Raw genomic sequence first — 15325 nt, forward strand, 5'->3', positions numbered from 1 at the left:
GGAGGATTTTAGGTGTTGGATCTAAGCTAAGGATTCGTATTCTACCGAGTGATGTTGGATTTTAGAGTTTAGAGTTTAGATTTTAGATTTTGTAGATTTTAGCTTTTAGATTTTAGGTTTTAGATGTTAGATTCAAGATTAACCGAGGCGGCGATCGCCCGCGATCGGACGATCGCCGCCCGTTGGCTGAGGTTCGGCGCGGGTTTACGGGGCGATCGGAATGGGGGACATGTCTAACTGCAATTCGCGATCGGGATAGTCCGTCAGACTCATCGAGACTTGTTTCGCATCATCGAGCAAACTGGTGGGAATGCTCACCGTTCCGGTATACACCCGGGCGTCCGGGGGCAGGTCGCCGGGGAGACCGTCAGTACTGGCGCTCAAGACCCGACCGCGATCGTCGGTGACATTTAAGAAACTATAGAGAAACTGGATCGAGCGATCGCTTTCATTTTTGAGACTGACATCGAGAATTAAGGAATTTTCCTCTTTTTTCACCGATCGCACCTCGAAGGTCACGTCGCGATCGCGCGCGGCGATCGGAAAGCGATCGTCTTTCTCTTCCTTGTTCTCCTCTGCTTTCGGTTCTGTTTTTTCCGGTGTTTCCGCTTTCGGTGCAGGAGACGGTTTTTGCTCCTTGGGTTCCGGTTCCACAGGCACTTTACCGTCCATCTGCGCCTCGACTCGCTTGATGACTTCCTCTTCTTTCAATAACTTTAGGGGTGCGCCCCGTCCGCTATTACCCGTGTTGTCACCAGTCCCATTGCTCGGGCGCACGTCCGGTTGAGTGACATCTTTGAGCGCGTCTTTGCCGAGTTTGAGTCCCCAAGAGGCACTCAGTCCCCCCGCCCCAAACATCATGGCTAAGAGAAACAAGGTCAAGGCTATCGTGGGGTTAATTCTCATGGGAGATTCGCGGTGATGTTGGCTGGATGTTGGATTTTAGAAGATGAGAGCTCGGAGCTGAGAATTTCGATGGCGCGATCGCTCGGGCTGCTGCGGATTCGGCGATCGCGATCGCCGCAACTCGGCCCTGTATTTTTCATACATGCTCTATCATAATCAATCCGCTACCCACGGCGATCTCGTCGTCGGTTGGACTTCGCCCGAACAGCTAGACAGCAGGAATTGAGGCAAGCTATAATTGCATCGTTTCGCGATCGCGTCCCGACCTGCGATCGATCCTCGCGTAGAACGAAACAACCCGGGCGGTTGGCCGAGCGGTTTAGGCAGCGAACTCATAATTCGCCTTAGGCGGGTTCAACTCCTGCACCGCCCATGATTTTAAAAACGCAAAAATTCCAGAAAAGCCCTTTCTCTACCTCCTATCCGGGTCGAAAGGGCTTTTCTACGGGGCTTCAGCGCAACGGTAAGGGGTCGAAACCCACTTGAGACCCCGAATTGCCATTGACCAACGGCGAACCCGGTAAGGTTTGTACGGAGGTGTTAAACGGATTGGTCAGATCCGGAGTCCGAATGACGCGATCGCCTGCGACCTGCTGTTCGAGAACTTGGTGATACAACTCGTTAACATTTTTCGCATCCCGAGCGATATCCCGTTCGGGAAAGGTAAACGGCAGCAAATAAAAATAAACTTGACGGGTAATCGAGCGATTCGTATAAAAATCTTTCGACCAACCGAAAAACTCCTCTTCAAATCGTTGGGGGATCGACCCTTCAAGATTTTGGGCGATCGCCCGCGACGGCATCGCCACACTCGCCAATCCGACAACGAAGGCCGTCGCCAACAAGGCTTTCAATCGTCCTCTCATTACATTCACCCTCAGACATTGGCTAGATACTAACTCATCTTCCGCGATATGATGATTCACCGCACGATTTTTCTCGCCCACCTATCGAAGACCTTCCAGCGATGACCCTCACAGCCGATGCCCTGGTTCGCGCCGATTTAGCCGCCGTTCGCACTCAACTGCTCGATTTATTCTGCCAACTCGCCTATCGCGAGGGCGATTTCGTCCTCTCTTCCGGCGCGCACAGCAGCTACTACATCAACGGCAAACTCGTCACCCTCCATCCCCTCGGCGCTTTAGCCACGGGTCGCCTCCTGCTCTCGATGCTCGACGCCGACACCGGGGCCGTCGCCGGACTCACCCTCGGGGCCGATCCGATCGTCAGCGCCGTCAGCGTGGTTTCCGCTTACGAAGCTCGCCCGATTCCCGCCTTGATTATCCGCAAGGAAGCCAAAGGACACGGCACCCAAGCCTATATCGAAGGGCCGACCCTCGAACCCGGCACGAAAGTGGCGGTTCTCGAAGATGTGGTCACCACCGGAGCTTCCGCCCTTAAAGCGGTAAATCGCTTGCGGGATGCGGGATACGTGGTCGAAGAGGTCATTTCTCTGGTCGATCGTGCGGCAGGGGGCGCCGAACTGTACCGCGAGCAAGGGTTGGGATTTCGCGCGGTTTTCCCGATTGACGAAATCCAACGACGGGCGCGCCAATTGGCGAGTTAACAGGCTTCATGGTTTTGACTGTCGTTCTGTCGGACACATCCGAGCAGAAAATAGGTGGTCATTTCCCCTTTGCCTTTAATGGTCATCCGACCCCGTTTTGTGACCCGATAGCGATCGCCTAAGCGAGCGCAGGTGGTTTCGCTGATGTGGATCCGACCGGGAACGCCGTGAGATTCCATGCGGCTTGCGGTATTGACCGCATCCCCCCAAAGGTCGTAAATAAACTTTTTAATGCCGATCACTCCGGCGATCGCCGCTCCGGTATTGATGCCGATCCGAAGGCTCAAATCGGTTCCCTGGGCTTGATTGAACAGTTCCAAACTGTGTTGCATGTCCAGGGCCATATCGGCGATCGCCTCGGCGTGGTCTTCCCGAGGGGTGGGCAATCCCCCCGCCACCATATACGCATCGCCGATGGTTTTGATTTTCTCTAAATCGTGTTTGTCGCAGAGGCGATCGAAACTGGAAAAAATCTCGTTGAGCAAACTGACCAGATCGTGGGGGGATGTCTTCGCCGCCAACGGCGTAAAGTTGACCAAATCTGCAAATAAAATTGTCACTTCCTCGAACCCTTGGGCGATTAAGCCGGGTTCTTCTTTGAGCTGTTTGGCAATTTTGCGCGGCAAAATATTGAGTAACAGCCGTTCTACCTTCTTTTTCTCCCACCGCAAGGCTTGCGCCGTTTGTTTGCGTTCGGTAATGTCGTGGACAAAGACCGATAAACCTTCGTAAGAGGCGAAGGCGCGCACTTCCAACCAACGCCGCAAGGGGCGATCGTATTCTTCAAAATTAACGCTGACTTGTTGGTTCATCGCTTGGCGATAGTGGGTCTCAAACTTCGATCCGATCGCCTCGGGAAATTCTTCCCAAAACTTACGACCGAGCAGATCGTCGATCTCGCGCTTTAACAGTTGTGCGGCGACCCGATTGATGTAAGTAAAGCGCCACTGGCGGTCTAAGGCAAAAAAGCCGTCGGTCATACTTTCGAGCAGATCGACGATTTGACGGTCCGAGGCGCGCAGTTTTTCTTCCGCTTCTTGTTGGCGTTTGAGCTGGCGCTGCAATTTCTTGAGGTTGAGCCGCAATTCCATTTGGGCGATCGCCTGTCGCGCCAAGGCTTGTAAGGCTTGCTGCTGTTCCCGAGTCAGTTTGCGCGGGATGCGATCGATCGCGCATAAGGTCCCTAACGCATAACCGTCCGGCGTCACTAACGGCGCCCCGGCGTAAAAGCGGATATTCGGATCGGACGTCACTAAGGGATTGCCCGCAAACCGCTCGTCTTCCAAGGCATTGGGAACCACGAGCAGTTCGTCGGGATTGAGAATCGCATGGGCGCAAAAGGCGTAATCTCGCGGGGTCTCGCTGGCGTCTAGACCGACTTTCGATTTGAACCATTGGCGGTTGGTGTCGATCAAACTCACCAACGAGATCGGCGTCCCGCAAATATGGGAGGCTAAGGCGGTAATGTCGTTAAAGGCTTGTTCTTCTTCGGTATCGAGAATCTCGTAACGACGCAAGGCGTTGAGACGTTCGATTTCATGGGCGGCGAGGGGCGCAACTTGCATCGATGCTCTACGGTGCGATCGCCGATCGGACCCCGGGGACCGTAGAAACTGGGTAAGCCGACGCAGCAAGGCGATCGCCGCCTCCCTCAAACCCCTGCCGATCGCTCGGAGGGCGTGCCAAATTCGCATTGGATGGGATGGTTTCCTGGACAAAGCAATAAACTCGGAATGCTTGCAACTTGAAATGAAATGCCCCAATGTCGATCGAACGTCGAATGCTCGCGCACTAGAACAGAGCGATGCGATCCCTCTCCCTATTCTAATTCTGCCCTATTTGTGGGCCGCGATCGCCTCCGCCAGTTCCCGCGCGGCCCGCAGTCCGGACAAATACGCCCCGTGAACGGTTCCGGGATAGTCTCGCGAGGTCGCTTCTCCGGCAAAAAATAGCCGCGATCCCACCGCGTCGGCGAGGCGATCGCGATCTTCGATCGTCCCGCCGACGGGGATTTGAGAGTACGACCCCCAGGAAAAGCGATCGCGACTCCAGCGCGTCACTCGGGCGTTTTCCGGTTCGGGAACCGCCGGGCCGAACATTCGCCGCAACGTGGCGATCGCCTGGGAGACGATCTCGCGATCGCTCTGGGTTTCTAACTCTCGCGCCGCTTTCCCCGCCGTCAGGGCTATTAATACGGGCCGCCCGCTACATTTTTGGCCGTTAAAAAATTCCCAAAAGGCGCTATTTTCTCGATTGAGATAGCCGATTAAATCGCGATCGCCCTCCCAAAAGGTTTCCGGAAATTGCAGCACGATTTTATTTAACGTTCCCATTTCTAACCGGGCGATCGCCTCTCGTTTAGTTGGTGGCAATTCTGGCGAAAATTTGACGGTTCCCGCTTTTAAAACCCCTAATGGCAAGGTGACGATCGCCTCGGTTCCCTTAAAGTTGTCCGTTTCGGTGGTCACGGTTACCCCGTCTTCAACGATCGCCATTTCTGTGACGGTTTGCTGGTAGCGAATATCGAGGTTTTCGCTCAACTGCGCGACGATGCGATCGTACCCTTCGCGAAACAGATAATCGGCCCCTGCAAAATCCTCGTCTTCGTCCCAATACCAACAAGAAAGCCGTTCTAAATCCATCCCGGTTTCAACGAGCAGTTCCGAGGCTCTGCACCAGTGGATTAAATCGTTGAATTCGTTCTGTTTTTCGTTATTTTCTTCTACTTGGGCAAACTTTTCCCAAGCTCGGGCGATCGACAGATCGCTTTCTAGGCGTTCGGCTTTGCGTTTGACTCGGGCGATCGCCTTAGCGAAGTGTTTCCAACTTTTCCAAATATCTTTTTCACGAATCTTATTCCCATTGCGATCGTAAATGACTAAGTTATCGTAATCAGTTTTAACGAGGGGTAAATGATACTGTTTTGCAAGCTTGCCGATCGGATTTTTTTTAATCCCGTGAATCCAACTCGCCCCTAAGTCTACCGGGTATCCGAGGGTGCGATCGGTATAAATCCGCCCGCCGAGGCGATCGCGTCCTTCTAATACCGTCACTTGAATATTCTGTTTTTGCAAGAAATTTGCCGCAGCGATTCCGGAGATTCCCGCGCCAATAATCAACACCGATTTAAGCATTATTTTGAATAATAACCCATTGATTTTGAGGAAATATTGCCTATAATACAGGGTTTCTCAGTCTGCTGAGGTATGGCGGAATCTCTTGATTTCGGGATTGGGTTTAGTTTGATGTACCTCACTGGCTTAAAAAACGCTATAGATCCCCCTAAATCCCCCTCGCCAGGTAGGGGTTTGGTAACCAAACCCCTACTTTCCTCATTTCCCCCGAAATCCCCCCACCCCCCCTTTGAAAGGGGGGCGAAGGGGGGATTTCGGGGATCGGCACTGTACCTCAGCAGGCGCCCGAGTGCTGTATAATCAAGCTATTTTCATAAAAAAAGGTGGGTCGAAACCCACCGATTCTTGATGTTCAACTCGACGATGACCTAGACTTGATTGACGGGTTCTTTTTCCAAGAACTTCTCTAATTCCGCCAACGCATCCGCATCCACTTTCGTCTGCATCGGGCAGAACTTCGGTCCGCACATCGAACAGAATTCCGCCGTTTTGTAGATATCTTGCGGTAAGGTTTCGTCGTGATATTCCCGGGCGCGGTCGGGATCGAGCGCCAGTTCAAATTGACGATTCCAATCGAAGTTATAGCGAGCTTGCGAGAGCTGGTCGTCGCGATCGCGCGCTCCCGGGCGATGACGGGCGATATCTGCCGCATGAGCCGCAATTTTATAAGCAATTAAGCCATTACGCACGTCTTCCGCATTCGGCAAACCCAGGTGTTCTTTCGGGGTCACGTAGCACAACATCGCCGTTCCGTGCCATCCCGCGATCGCCGCCCCGATCGCCGAGGTGATATGGTCGTAACCGGGGGCAATATCGGTCACCAACGGTCCGAGAACGTAGAACGGCGCCTCGGAACATTCTTCCATCTGCTTCTTGACGTTGAATTCGATCTGGTCCATCGGAACGTGTCCGGGCCCTTCGACCATCACCTGCACGTCGTGTTCCCACGCCCGTCGGGTCAGTTGACCGAGGGTTTTGAGTTCGGCGAGTTGCGCTTCGTCGGAGGCGTCGTGGGTACAACCGGGACGCAAGGAGTCGCCCAAACTAAAGGAAACGTCGTATTTCTTGAAAATTTCGATGATATCGTCGAAATGGGTATAAAGTGGATTCTGCTTGTGATGGTGCAGCATCCACTTCGCTAAAATGCCACCGCCGCGAGAAACAATCCCGGTAATCCGATTTTTCACCAAGGGCAGGTGTTGGATTAAAATCCCGGCGTGGATGGTCATGTAGTCCACCCCTTGCTGGGCGTGTTTCTCGATGACGTGCAGGAAGTCATCGGCGGTGAGGTTTTCCATGCGTCCGTAGACGCTTTCGAGCGCTTGATAGACCGGAACGGTACCGATGGGAACAGGAGAAGCGTTGATAATCGCCGTGCGAATTTGATCGAGGTTCCCCCCACCCGTGGACAGGTCCATCACCGTATCGGCGCCGTATTTGACCGCCAGGTTGAGTTTTTTAACTTCTTCGTCGATGTCCGACGAGTTCGGCGAGGCGCCGATGTTTGCATTGACTTTGCATTTAGAAGCAATCCCAATGCACATCGGTTCTAAGTTGACGTGGTTGATGTTGGCGGGAATAATCATCCGCCCCCGCGCGACTTCTTCCCGAATTAAATCGGCGGGAAGATTTTCTCGCTTCGCCACGTAGTCCATTTCTTCGGTGATGACCCCCTGGCGGGCGTAGTGCATTTGGGAGACGTTATCTTGACTGCTCCGCTTGGCTACCCATTCTGCTCGCATATTCGTTTAACCTCAATTAACAGCTTCCCTCCGCTGGTATTACCCAGACTCAGGTACTAAGGGTCTGATCTCAGCCTCAACGGTCTAGGCACCCCTAGCTTGAAGAAGAATTGTAGCACTGTTAATTGGTTTTCGAGCGCTCCGAGTCGTTGACCCGAGGGGCTTATCGCCATTTTGAGGCGCGGGCGATCGCCGCGATCGCCCCCCGCTTCTGAGTCTCCATCCCGGTCCCTAAATTTATTAAGAAAGATTGCTCAAAATATCTGAATACCTGTTCAGGTGTTAGGATAATTTTCAAATCCACTATTTGGGAATCAACTCATGAGTACAGTTGCTCAAATGAAATGTGCTTGCGAATCCTGCCTGTGCGTCGTTTCGACGGATAAAGCGGTACAGAAAGATGGTAAGTTTTACTGCTCTGAAGCCTGCGCCAACGGTCATCCGGACGGAAGTGGATGCGGTCATACGGGATGTGAGTGTCACGCTTAAATTATTCGCTGGTATTCGCTTCTACAGCACTCGGGCGTCTGATGAGATCCAGTGCCGATCCCTCTATCCCCCCTGAAGGGGGGATTTCGCGGGGAACGAGGAAAGGAGGAAAGTCCCCCTTTTTAAGGGGGATTTAGGGGGATCTAAATGTCTTGCATAACAAAGGAAAATGCTATATCGATCTTTCTTGTTGAGAAACGAGCGAATTATATCAAGAGAATAAGACAGAGTTTAATGGCTTTTTAGTTTCCTTTTTGATAGATTTAACAATGGGAGCGGGAATTCCCCGATTCTACCGAAGGTGAATCGTGGGATGAAAGCGACTCTTCGGCAAATCAGTTATAATCCGATCGTCTGGCTATATCGGCGATAATGTTCAAGGCGTACAAATACCGCATCTATCCAACCCACGAGCAACAAGCGACTTTAGCCAAGAGCTTTGGTTGCTGTCGTTGGTATTGGAACTATGCGTTAAATTTGTGCCAAGAGACTTATCGATCGACCGGAAAAGGTCGATCGAGGGGTTATCTTCAGGGATTATTACCTGCCCTCAAAAAGGAATACCCTTGGCTTAAAGAAGATGTCTATTCCCAATGCTTGCAAGTCGTGGCGTTGAACTTATCAACCGCTTATCGAAACTTCTTTGAGAACCGGGCAAAATTACCCCGATTCAAATCCAAGCAGGGAAGGCAATCTATCAGTTATCCTCAAAATGTTAAGGTTGAGGGAAATTACATCAAACTGCCTAAAGTTGGGTTAGTGCGTTGTCGTCAGCATCGAAGTTTTGAGGGAAAAATCAAAACTGTAACCCTCTCCAAAAATCCAGATGGTAAATATTATGCTTCAGTTTTGGTAGAGGGTAAAAAAGAACCTCCCCTTCTCTCAACTGAAGGAAAAGCCATTGGCATTGATTTAGGGCTGACCGATTTTGCGATTACCAGTGAGGGGTCGAAATATAATAATCCCAAGCATTTTGATAAACACGCGCGAAACCTCAAAAGAAAACAGCAAAAACACGCTCGAAAAAGGAAAGGCAGCAACAACCGCAATAAATCGCGGGTAAAAGTTGCCAAGATTCACGCCAAAATAAGTCGCTGTCGTGAAGATTTTCTCCACAAGCTATCCCGTAAGATAGTGAACGAAAACCAAGTGATTGTGGTCGAGAATCTCAATGTTAAAGGCATGGTTCGCAATCGCAAACTCGCCAAAGCGATTAGTGATGTCGGTTGGGGAATGTTTTGTACGATGTTAAAGTACAAGGCTGAATCAGAAGGAAAAGTTTATCTAGAAGTCGATCGATTTTTTCCTTCTTCTAAAACCTGCCATGTATGTCTCAATCAAATCAAAAGCTTGTCTCTTGATGCGAGAAGCTGGACTTGCGAACATTGCCAAACCCATCATGACAGGGATATCAATGCCGCCATCAATCTCAAAAATGAAGGCTTACGGATATTAGAGTTAGGAACTCGCTCTACTGCCCTTGGAGGGGATGTAAGACGAGGTGGTAGAACTTCAGTTCTATCTAGCGCAGTCCCCAGTGAAGAGGGAAGCCGCTATTGTAATCTTTGATTCAATAGCGGTAGTTCACACGCAGTACAAGCGGCGGAACTCATCGAACGAGTGTTCGCCGAAGAGCGGATTTTTGAATCTATTTGTGGCGATTGGGATCGAGTTCAAGTCGAACTCGGATTAAAAAGTCGCGAGTCCTTACCCAAAAATAAAGAAACACAATTTCCTTTGCTCGACGAACTCTTGACACTTCACAAGCAAGAGTCTGCCCCCCAAAAAAATACGAAGGGGTTTGCGGTCAACCAACAGAAAAATCAGAAAAAAGGCGGTAAGAAAAAGAGGAAGAAAAAATAACTCGTCGGCTTTCGGCTAAACTGACGATATAGCGATCGCCCCTTCGGATTCCATGACCTGTCAAACCTTGCGCCGTTTCTCCGTCACCCTGATTTCGATTTCCCTGTGCGTGGTAGGCGGAGCATCCACCCCGACGGGAGCCCGTGCGATCCAGGGCGATCGCGCCGAACGAGGGATGGTCGTATCCGCACATCCGCTCGCCAGCGAGGCGGGGGTCGAAATACTCTCACAAGGGGGTAACGCGATCGATGCCGCCGTCGCGACCGCGTTAGCGATTTCCGTCGTCGAACCGTTCTCCGCAGGGATCGGCGGCGGTGGCTTCCTGTTATTGCGCGAGGGGGACACCGGGGAAATTCGCGCCCTCGACTTTCGCGAACGGGCTCCGTTGGCGGCAACGTCGGATATGTATGTAGACGAGAACGGCGATCCGATCGAGCGCGCCAGTTTGGACGGACACCGCGCCGTTGCCGTTCCGGGGACGATCGCCGGACTCGCCCGCGTACAGGAGACTTACGGCGAACTACCCTGGTCCACCGTGGTCGCCCCCGCGATTCGGCTGGCACGAGACGGGTTTACCGTCGGCGATCGCCTCGTGAGTCGCGTCCGATCGCGCGAGGAGGTGCTGTTGAGCAATCCCGCAGGCCGCGCCATTTTCAGCCGGGACGGGGCACCCTATCGAGAGGGCGATCGCCTCGTCCAAGCGGATTTAGGCCGCACCTTGAGATCGATCGCCAGGGACCCGCAAAACTTTTATACAGGGGATATTGCCCGGGCGATCGCCTCGGATATGGCGGCCAATGGGGGCTTGATTTCCCTGGAAGACCTGCAAGCTTACGAACCGATCTGGCGATCGCCCGTGTGCGGCGACTGGCGGTCCGTTCGCATCTGTTCGATGCCGCCGCCGTCCTCCGGGGGGGTCCATTTACTGCAAATCCTCCATATTATCGGCGACTTGGAGGCGCGATCGCTCGGCTGGCACCATCCCGACGTGCTGCATTTACTCGTGGAAGCGATGCGAGTGGCGTATGCAGACCGCGCCGAATACCTCGGCGATCCCGATTTTGTCGAAGTTCCCGTGGCGCGATTGATCGACCCGCGTTATGCAAGCTGGCGGCGATCCCAGATCGAGGGCGATCGGGTGCGGCGATCGGATCGCGTCGAAGCCGTAGACCCGCAAACCTTGCGGCGCCTGACTTCGGAATCCACCGATACAACCCATCTCACGGTCGTAGACGATCGCCGCACCGTCGTCAGCATGACCTTCACGATTAACGGCAACTTCGGCGCCGGAGTCGTCGCCGCCGGGACGGGAATCGTCCTCAACAACGAAATGGACGATTTCGCGATCGCTCCCGGGGTTCCTAATTTGTACGGCTTGGTCGGCGACGAAGCCAACGCGATCGCCCCGCGCAAAACGCCGTTATCGAGCATGACTCCGGCGATCGTCACGGAAAATGGCCAATTTCGCATGGCTGCCGGATCTCCCGGCGGCAGCACGATTATTACGACGGTTTTGCAAATCTTATTTAATGTTTTAGTCTACGACATGGACGCCGAAAGTGCCGTCGCCGCACCCCGCTTGCACCATCAATGGCTACCCGATCGCTTGTGGGTGGAACAGTGGGGATTTGACGCGATGACGTTGCAGGAATTAGAACGGCGGGGACATCAGATCCAAGAATTACCCGGATGGGGAAATGCCAATGCTATTGTTTTAACCGAAGAAGGGATGTTAGAAGGGGCAGCCGATCCGCGTGGAGAGGGCGCGGCGAGGGGGTTTTCTGGTCTGTATTGATATTTTTATACCATTTTTCAAAAATAATGAGAGAGATTGAGGGTTTAGAAAAATGGCATGATTCAGATTTTCTGAGTTCAAATCCTTAAAAGTAGTATAAAACTCTCCTTTTGAGAGGAATTTAACCGATTTAGGGAGCCAATCGCCGATTTGAGCATACTTTTGTACGTTTTGGCGGGGTAATTTGGCGGTGCCCCCAGGTCCATGCACCCGTGGTTTTCTGCGCTGGCGCCTCCCTTGATGGAAACGTCAATGAGAGTTTGAGCGATTGAGGGCTTAGAAAACAGAAATTGGGGTGGCGCCGGGGTAGTTTTACGCGGCAAGTCCCTTAAATTAAACTCTGAAGGCTCTTTTTTAGGATTTCTTTACACCCATTGCAGCGATCTTCCCGATTTCTTCCCGATCTCTTCCCAATGGTCTTCACAGTTCGGCTTTAGTCTGAACACAGTGAATCGGGGGTGTAATTACATGAGAGAGAGATAATAACTTCATTGATTTAAAGTAGCGCGATCGACAGGTGCGATCTTGACGGGTCGGTTTTCTTATATGGGGTTCGGTCGATCGCCTCACCCTCTCCCATAATTCGATCGTTTCCATTGCATCCAACAGCCTTGTTTATCTTTCACCGAAGCGATCGAGAATTATTGTCGTTTAATCAAACTGTTTTCTGTTTTCTGTCAAGAGAAGTTAACCGTTAATTCCTGTAGTTTTTCCACGGAATTCACCGAGAACTAAATTCAACTCGTGGATTGGGAAAAATTGAGGAAATTCACAATGTTGTGGGGTAAAGAGTGTCATGCCTGAAAGACTCAGAAACCGAAAAGTTGCAGTAGTTGAAGAAGAGATCGACATAGCTTTAGCCGTTTGCGCCGATCCGGTTTATCAACAAGCCTTTAAGCTTCCCAAATTTCGGTATTTGTTGATCGAGTATGTCCTTCAGCGCGTTCACGGCTCGTACATTTTAATCGGAGATCGCGGAAATTTACGATTTCAATTGAAGTTTCCTTATCGCTCTTTGGAATTGCGCTTGCAAATCGAGCAACAGGTCTATCAAGGCATGAAACAATTAACCCAAGAATATCAGAAATTTTTGTTAACTCACGTTGCTGTAGAAAAACAACGGACGGGCGATCGCCAACTGTCTGTTGGGTGAAACTGTAGCGTTTGAGAAAGGGGGTGACGATTCTCCTCTGGGGAGACTTCGCGATCGCGCGATCGTCGCCAGTGAATCAGTTGCTCAATTGAATCAAAGGCAAATTATGACCTATTCCATCAATGGTTCGATCTCGAAATGTTGTACCTGCGGTCATTATCAAATCGAAGGACGCAGGGGAGGGGCATGTCAGCTTCTCGGGGTGCCAGTTAAAGGAAATTGGCAGGGTTGTCGCTTGGCGATCGAACCATTTGCACCGTCGTGGGAGAGTCCGGGGGAGTGGAAAAAAATGAGTTGTAGTTCGTTGAAAATTCCGGTTTTCCAATCGCGAGAGGCGATCGAAGTTTGAAGGCGATCGTGTCGGAAAACTTCAGGAAGAGTTAACATGATTAACTGTTTGTAAAGTTGCCAGCCTAGTTTAAGTGAATACCATGCTTTGTTGTTATCTCAACGAAACACTGAATCTACAAATTGTTCGGGTGATGCAAGGCGATCGCCGGGTCTTGGAGCGGGTTATTTTTCCCCGACAACGGTTTTTGTTTGAAGGGGTTACGGATGCCTGTTTGGAGGTCTATCGGGGAAGCGGTCGCGGCTTGCAGTGGAGCGAGTCTATCCCTTGTTCGGAGTTAAAAGTTGAAGAAGTAGCGGCGGAGTTGAAGGATCCTCGTTTGAAAGTGGTCAGTTAGGGCGATCGCCCCGGTTGTCTTCGGGGAAGTTCGAGGGGAAGCCGCCAGAAAGTGGCGCGATCGACTCCGATTTGACATAAAAATTTACATCCTCGATCCCTCGTTGGCGGCTAGGCGGGCGATCGATTCCGATAATCTTCACATTTCTGTTTTAGACTCTGGGTAAAAGCGCCAGGGAAGACAGCAGAAAAAGCGGTTGCGATGGCGCGATCGTTCGGGGTGCACAACTCAATTGAACGAGGGGTTATTGCTGTGATGAATACTCGCATTATCAATTTAACCGAACCTTTTGTCGCTGAAGAAATAGAAAAAATTCTAGAAACTTATCCGTTTCATCCCTACCAACAGGTATTTGCCCATCCCGAGTTACGACAAAAACTAATGGCGCACGTCCTCAGCCGCATTCCGAATCAATATGCGGTAGTGAAGACCCCGGAAAGCTGCCACATTGCGATGGAAAAAATACACGCTTCGATCGCCTTGCAGCTCGACGTCAAGGCGGCGATTCATCAAGGAATCCGTCAGCTTTTTGAGCTGAATGCGGATTGGGCGGTCGGTCATATCCCCTCGCCAGACGAACCGTCTTATGCTGCTTCCAGTTGGTTTGGTTGAAGTCCGCGACGGCGATCGTATTGTTGAGCGCAGGGGGTGGAAATGAAGAGTAAGGAACTGATCCGCCAATATGAGGCGGGACAACGGGATTTTTATGGCGTCGGTTTGTCTCACGCCAACTTAAGGGGAGTGAATTTGCAAGGGGCGGATTTGCGGCGCGCCCATCTGGTGGGGTCGGATTTGCGCGAGGCCAATTTACAAGGGGCGAATCTGGCTGCTGCCGATTTGGTGGGGGCGAATTTAGCCGGAGCCAATTTGACGGAAGCCATTTTGAGTACGGCAGATTTGAGCGAGTGCAATCTCACCGCAGCCAATATGACGCGATCGCAGGCGATCGGAGCGACCCTGACCGGAGCCGATTTGAGTCGGGGGATTCTACGCGAGGCGACCTTGTGGCGGGCAGTCTTACTCGGCGCCGATTTGGCGGAAGCGGATTTAGAAGGGGCGATCGCGATTTCGACGGTGCTACTCGGCGCCCGGTTGACGGGAGCCAATTTGACGCGGACGAATTTGCGCGAGGCGATCGTCGTCGATGTGGACTGGTCCGGGGTTTGCTTGCGCGAGACGATTTTACCCGGTGGGGAATGTGCGGACGGCGATCGCGTTTGTGGGGTGCGCGTTTGCGGTCCGAGGGGGCGATCGCCCTACTGTAAGTCAGTCTCCCTGGCTGAAATAGGGGAGCGGATCGCTTAACCCGAGTTCGGCGAAGGCGGCGAGGCGCAAGCGGCACGAATCGCAGTGACCGCAAGCTTTTTCGCCTCCGGCATAGCACGACCACGTCTGTTCCCAGGGAACGCCGAGGCGGTTGCCGAGTTGGACGATTTCGGTTTTTTTGAGGTGCAGCAAGGGAGCGACGATCGCGATCGCCTCGCCTTCGCGTCCTTGTTTGGTTCCCAGACGGAAGACTTCTTGCATCGCCGCCAAATAGTCCGGGCGACAGTCGGGATAGCCGGAGTAGTCCAAAGCGTTGACGCCGAGATAGACGCGACGGGCGGCGATCGCTTCGGCATAGGCGAGGGCAAAACTGAGAAAAATGGTGTTGCGTGCGGGGACGTAGGTGATCGGGATGCTTTGGCTCATGTCGGCTACCGAGCGATCGCCGGGCAGGTCGAGGCGGTCGTCGGTCAGGGCCGAACCGCCCCAGGTTCGGAGGTCGAAGTTGACGACTCGATGCTCGATCGCCCCTGCGTGACGGGCGATCGTCGCCGCCGAAGCCAGCTCGCGGCGGTGACGCTGCTGGTAGTCGAAGGAGAGGGCGTAACAGTCGCATCCATCGGCTTTGGCTTGGTAAATGACGGTGGAGGAGTCCAATCCACCGGAGAGTAAAACAACGGCTTTCACGATCGCTCAATCCCGGAAATGCTGTAGGCGGTCCCCG

General features: G+C 52.4%; 16 protein-coding genes, 1 tRNA gene and 1 riboswitch. Of the genes, 10 read left to right on the forward strand and 7 right to left on the reverse strand.

All coding sequences use genetic code 11. The features are described 5' to 3' along the window. Positions 1 to 204 precede the first annotated feature (204 nt). The gene (locus JJD41_RS03430) at positions 205 to 906 is read right to left on the reverse strand and encodes a hypothetical protein (protein WP_200664721.1); all 702 of its coding nucleotides are present in this window, start codon (positions 904 to 906) and stop codon (positions 205 to 207) included. Continuing rightward, positions 903 to 1046 (reverse strand): hypothetical protein, encoded by a 144-nt coding sequence (locus JJD41_RS03435; protein WP_200664722.1) that lies wholly within the window; start codon positions 1044 to 1046, stop codon positions 903 to 905. Before JJD41_RS03435 ends, JJD41_RS03430 begins: the two co-directional genes overlap by 4 nt. A gap of 160 nt (positions 1047 to 1206) precedes the next feature. On the opposite strand from JJD41_RS03435, the gene JJD41_RS03440 reads away from it, so the two are divergent. Next, a tRNA-Ile gene (locus tag JJD41_RS03440) sits at positions 1207 to 1279 on the forward strand. Positions 1280 to 1358: 79 nt separating this feature from the next. Here the strand turns inward: JJD41_RS03440 and JJD41_RS03445 are convergent. Beyond that, entirely contained in the window at positions 1359 to 1832 is a 474-nt protein-coding gene (locus JJD41_RS03445) for a hypothetical protein (RefSeq protein ID WP_168568651.1), read from the reverse strand. Between the two features lie 41 nt (positions 1833 to 1873). Between JJD41_RS03445 and pyrE the strand changes: the two genes are divergently transcribed. Next, the gene (gene pyrE, locus JJD41_RS03450; protein WP_168568652.1) at positions 1874 to 2473 is read left to right on the forward strand and encodes an orotate phosphoribosyltransferase; all 600 of its coding nucleotides are present in this window, start codon (positions 1874 to 1876) and stop codon (positions 2471 to 2473) included. Here the strand turns inward: pyrE and JJD41_RS03455 are convergent. The 3 genes from JJD41_RS03455 to thiC all read right to left on the reverse strand — a co-directional run bounded on the left by JJD41_RS03455 (position 2470) and on the right by thiC (position 7349). Beyond that, positions 2470 to 4038: an adenylate/guanylate cyclase domain-containing protein gene (locus JJD41_RS03455; RefSeq protein WP_200667059.1), complete on the reverse strand. Its 1569-nt coding sequence runs from the start codon at positions 4036 to 4038 to the stop codon at positions 2470 to 2472. The two genes, pyrE and JJD41_RS03455, sit on opposite strands and share 4 nt — an antisense overlap. A 270-nt stretch (positions 4039 to 4308) precedes the next feature. After that, positions 4309 to 5607 carry an FAD-dependent oxidoreductase gene (locus JJD41_RS03460; protein ID WP_234488496.1) on the reverse strand — a complete coding sequence of 433 codons (1299 nt, stop codon included), beginning with the start codon at positions 5605 to 5607 and terminating at the stop codon, positions 4309 to 4311. A gap of 368 nt (positions 5608 to 5975) precedes the next feature. After that, a complete protein-coding gene (gene thiC / locus JJD41_RS03465) occupies positions 5976 to 7349 on the reverse strand; it encodes a phosphomethylpyrimidine synthase (RefSeq protein WP_200664724.1) in 1374 nt (457 codons plus the stop codon). A gap of 8 nt (positions 7350 to 7357) precedes the next feature. Next, positions 7358 to 7455, reverse strand: a riboswitch (TPP riboswitch). A 215-nt stretch (positions 7456 to 7670) separates the two neighbouring features. On the opposite strand from thiC, the gene JJD41_RS03470 reads away from it, so the two are divergent. The 8 genes from JJD41_RS03470 (at position 7671) to JJD41_RS03510 (ending at position 14640) form a co-directional block, all read left to right on the forward strand. Continuing rightward, the gene (locus tag JJD41_RS03470; protein ID WP_200664725.1) at positions 7671 to 7838 is read left to right on the forward strand and encodes a metallothionein; all 168 of its coding nucleotides are present in this window, start codon (positions 7671 to 7673) and stop codon (positions 7836 to 7838) included. A 372-nt stretch (positions 7839 to 8210) separates the two neighbouring features. Continuing rightward, a complete protein-coding gene (locus JJD41_RS03475; RefSeq protein ID WP_200664726.1) occupies positions 8211 to 9407 on the forward strand; it encodes an RNA-guided endonuclease InsQ/TnpB family protein in 1197 nt (398 codons plus the stop codon). A gap of 346 nt (positions 9408 to 9753) precedes the next feature. Further along, positions 9754 to 11496 carry a gamma-glutamyltransferase gene (ggt, locus tag JJD41_RS03480; RefSeq protein WP_200664727.1) on the forward strand — a complete coding sequence of 581 codons (1743 nt, stop codon included), beginning with the start codon at positions 9754 to 9756 and terminating at the stop codon, positions 11494 to 11496. Between the two features lie 796 nt (positions 11497 to 12292). After that, positions 12293 to 12649 (forward strand): hypothetical protein, encoded by a 357-nt coding sequence (locus JJD41_RS03485; protein WP_200664728.1) that lies wholly within the window; start codon positions 12293 to 12295, stop codon positions 12647 to 12649. Continuing rightward, a complete protein-coding gene (locus JJD41_RS03490) occupies positions 12642 to 12998 on the forward strand; it encodes a hypothetical protein (RefSeq protein WP_200664729.1) in 357 nt (118 codons plus the stop codon). Before JJD41_RS03485 ends, JJD41_RS03490 begins: the two co-directional genes overlap by 8 nt. An 82-nt stretch (positions 12999 to 13080) precedes the next feature. Further along, complete coding sequence (locus tag JJD41_RS03495) at positions 13081 to 13335, forward strand: DUF1830 domain-containing protein (protein WP_200664730.1); 255 nt, start codon at positions 13081 to 13083, stop codon at positions 13333 to 13335. A 219-nt stretch (positions 13336 to 13554) separates the two neighbouring features. Next, positions 13555 to 13947 (forward strand): late competence development ComFB family protein, encoded by a 393-nt coding sequence (locus JJD41_RS03505; RefSeq protein ID WP_370583715.1) that lies wholly within the window; start codon positions 13555 to 13557, stop codon positions 13945 to 13947. Positions 13948 to 13989: 42 nt separating this feature from the next. Further along, positions 13990 to 14640, forward strand: coding sequence for a pentapeptide repeat-containing protein (locus JJD41_RS03510; RefSeq protein ID WP_200664733.1), 651 nt, complete (start codon positions 13990 to 13992; stop codon positions 14638 to 14640). On the opposite strand, the gene queC is transcribed toward JJD41_RS03510, so the two are convergent. Next, the gene (queC, locus tag JJD41_RS03515) at positions 14602 to 15288 is read right to left on the reverse strand and encodes a 7-cyano-7-deazaguanine synthase QueC (RefSeq protein WP_200664734.1); all 687 of its coding nucleotides are present in this window, start codon (positions 15286 to 15288) and stop codon (positions 14602 to 14604) included. The genes JJD41_RS03510 and queC overlap by 39 nt on opposite strands. Between the last annotated feature and the right edge of the window lie 37 nt (positions 15289 to 15325).

Source organism: Oxynema mangrovii CENA135 (assembly GCF_016632315.1).
GTDB classification, from domain to species: domain Bacteria; phylum Cyanobacteriota; class Cyanobacteriia; order Cyanobacteriales; family Laspinemataceae; genus Oxynema; species Oxynema aestuarii.